The organism is Flavobacterium sp. (assembly GCF_044373165.1).
In the GTDB taxonomy this organism is placed as follows: domain Bacteria; phylum Bacteroidota; class Bacteroidia; order Flavobacteriales; family Flavobacteriaceae; genus Flavobacterium.
In genome coordinates, this window is sequence record NZ_JBILQL010000136.1 from 1 (window position 1) to 2,978 (window position 2,978).

The 2,978-nt window shown below is 38.7% G+C and carries 4 protein-coding genes; 3 read left to right on the forward strand and 1 reads right to left on the reverse strand.

What is annotated here, in order from left to right; translation table 11 throughout:
- Positions 1-486: T9SS type A sorting domain-containing protein (locus tag ACIQ32_RS11650; protein ID WP_396195853.1), on the forward strand; the 486-nt coding region annotated here is incomplete at its 5' end.
- Between the two features lie 29 nt (positions 487-515).
- Here the strand turns inward: ACIQ32_RS11650 and rsmG are convergent.
- Complete coding sequence (gene rsmG / locus ACIQ32_RS11655) at positions 516-1,145, reverse strand: 16S rRNA (guanine(527)-N(7))-methyltransferase RsmG (RefSeq protein ID WP_396195854.1); 630 nt, start codon at positions 1,143-1,145, stop codon at positions 516-518.
- 116 nt (positions 1,146-1,261) lie between these two features.
- Here rsmG and ACIQ32_RS11660 point away from each other — a divergent pair, with 116 nt between their 5' ends.
- Positions 1,262-2,356: a fatty acid desaturase family protein gene (locus ACIQ32_RS11660; RefSeq protein ID WP_396195855.1), complete on the forward strand. Its 1,095-nt coding sequence runs from the start codon at positions 1,262-1,264 to the stop codon at positions 2,354-2,356.
- A 59-nt stretch (positions 2,357-2,415) separates the two neighbouring features.
- A partial coding sequence (locus ACIQ32_RS11665; protein WP_396195856.1) for an aminotransferase class I/II-fold pyridoxal phosphate-dependent enzyme occupies positions 2,416-2,978 on the forward strand: 563 nt, incomplete at its 3' end.

Here is a 2,978-nt window from a genome sequence, read left to right on the forward strand (position 1 = left end):
GACCCATTATTAACCGAGTTTTTCAACAACTTGAACGCCGACTATTTTACCTTCATCCCAACTTGGAGTTCAATGGCTATCTCGGGAACTAACAATCTTTACGCGCCTGTTACCGGTTCATCAGTAACTCCTTTTGCAGCTTCTTCAATTCCAACGGTTAATGAAAATCACGTCACGTTAAATTCTAACAATGTGACTTTTGCTTTGAACGAAATTATCAACGGCGCTTTGGCAACAACAGACCAAGCACTGGCTTCACTTTGGATCAAAAATCCGGCAGAAAAAACAATAGAAATCAACAGTTCCTATACTATTGAAAATGCTGCCATAACGATCACAGATATGTTGGGGAAAACCATTTACACAGTCAATCACCAAAACATCAACGGAATGCTTGAAATTCCGGTTTCATTGACAAAAGGGATTTACCTAGTCAACATCAATACTGATCGCGGAAGCGTTACTAAGAAGATTGTTATAAACTAAAAAAAGCCTCTCGAAATGAGAGGCTTTTTTTATAGCTTAAACTTCAAGGGCAAATGAACTACCTTTTTGGTTTCGAAAAAAGAATCCGAGAAAAACGCAGAGATGTTGTATTCGGTTGCTTTGGGAAAATCTTTTAACTCTTCGGTTAAATCTCCACCTTTCAAATAAAGTATGCCGTTTTTCAACTCGTGCTTGTTTTGCTTTTTGATTTTATCTTTAACCCAACTGTAAAAATCGGGCATATTGGTTACCGCTCTACTAACTATAAAATCGTAATCGCCTTTTGCATTCTCGGCTCTCATTTGTTCTGCTTTGACATTTTTCAACCCCAAACCTTCCGCAACGGCTTGGACCACTTTTATCTTTTTAGCAATCACATCAATCAAATAAAAACGGGTTTCGGGGAATAAAATAGCCAAAGGAATCCCGGGAAAACCACCGCCCGTTCCTACATCTAAAACATAAGTTCCGGGTTCAAAAGGTTGCACCTTGGCAATCGCTAACGAATGCAAAACGTGTTTGGTGTACAATTCATCTATATCTTTTCGGGAAATAACGTTAATTTTCGCATTCCAATCGTGATACAATGCTTCTAATTTTTCAAACTGTAAAAGCTGATTATCAGTGAGATTAGGAAATTGTTTAATAATTTCTTCCATAAAAAGAGTTTTCAACAAAAATAACGTTTTAGTTGATATTTATGATAGCTTTATCATCTTTAAAAAAATTATATAATTATCTTTACGCAAAATTTTTTTAGAATACCCTTTAACTTATGAATACCACAACACCTGTTTTCTCAAAAAACGACAATCTTAAGTTTTTCAGAACGCTAAACTCCAGAGTCAACAACTATTTCAAAGAAAATAACCTCGACAAAACCGGAAATTGGAAATTACACCTTAAAACCATTGTAATGTTTTCCATTTTCCTAACTCCTTATTTTATCTTATTAGCAATGGATATGCCGTTTTGGGCTTACCTTTTGCTTAACGTAGTTATAGGAGTAGGAATGGCCGGCGTTGGGATGAACGTAATGCACGACGGAAATCACGGCTCCTACTCAACGAAATCTTGGGTCAACAAAATCATGGGCGGCAGCATTTACATCTTGGCCGGAAATGTATACAACTGGCAAGTACAACACAATGTATTACACCATACTTATACTAACATTTTAGGACACGACGAAGACTTGGAAGCCGGAAGAATTTTGCGTTTTTCCAAAACCGCTAAATGGTATCGCTTTCACAAATTCCAACATTACTATTCTGTTTTCTTATACGGTTTGTTAACGTTCAATTGGGCCATTACCACCGATTTCCTGCAAATGAAACGTTATTTGAAAAGAAATCTATCTTATGGCGAATTCAAAAAACCGGTGATTCGTTGGACTACCTTAATCATTACTAAAGTTATCTATTTCTCCATTTGGTTAGTATTGCCTATGATGATGGGAATTACTTGGTGGAAAGTGGTTTTAGGCTTTTTGGTAATGCATTATACAGCCGGAGTAATTTTGAGCGTAGTATTCCAATTGGCTCACGTGGTAGAAGATACTCATAATCCTATCCCGGACGAAAACGGCGAAATTGAAAATACATGGGCTATCCACCAATTGTTTACCACCGCTAATTTTGCCCCTAAGAACTGGTTGGTAAACTACTACACCGGCGGATTGAACCACCAAATTGAACACCACATTTTCCCGAATATCAGCCACATTCACTATGGTAAAATTGCCGAAATTGTAAAACAAACGGCCAAAGAATGTGAGTTGCCTTATTACGAATTCAAAACAACACGAGCGGCCATCATTTCTCACTTCAAACACTTAAGAGAATTGGGAAGACAACCGCAGTTAGCCTAATACCTAAACAGACGCCGCTTTGGCGTCTGTTTATTTAACCCCATTTTAAACACAACACAATGAGTATTTTATCGGACAGAATTAACAATCTATCTACGTCTCAAACCCTAGCTATGGCCGCTTTGGCCAGGGAACTAAAAGCCCAAGGCAAAGACATTATCAGCCTTAGTTTAGGGGAACCCGATTTCAACACGCCCGACTTCATCAAAGAAGCCGCCAAAAAAGCCATCGATGACAACTACAGCACTTACACTCCGGTTGACGGTTATGTAGAACTTAAAGAAGCCATTTGTCGCAAGTTTAAAAGAGACAACAATCTCGAGTACAAACCCAACAACATCGTTGTTTCTACCGGTGCCAAACAATCGCTTTACAATGTGGCTCAAGTCATGTTAAACGAAGGTGATGAAGTAATTTTGCCGGCGCCTTACTGGGTTTCTTACTACGAAATCATCAAACTTTCCGGAGGTGTTCCGATAGAAGTGCCAACGTCTGTAGAAAGCGATTTCAAAATCACTCCAGAGCAACTGGAAAAAGCCATTACCCCGAAAACTAAAATGATGTGGTTCAGTTCACCGTGCAACCCGAGTGGTTCAGTGTATAACCGCGAAGAACTCGAGGC

Excerpts from the sequence above, each read along its gene's own strand:
- ACIQ32_RS11660 (WP_396195855.1), top strand. The coding sequence starts at position 1,262 with ATGAATACCACAACACCTGTTTTCTCAAAAAACGACAATCTTAAGTTT.
- rsmG (WP_396195854.1), bottom strand. The coding sequence starts at position 1,145 with ATGGAAGAAATTATTAAACAATTTCCTAATCTCACTGATAATCAGCTT.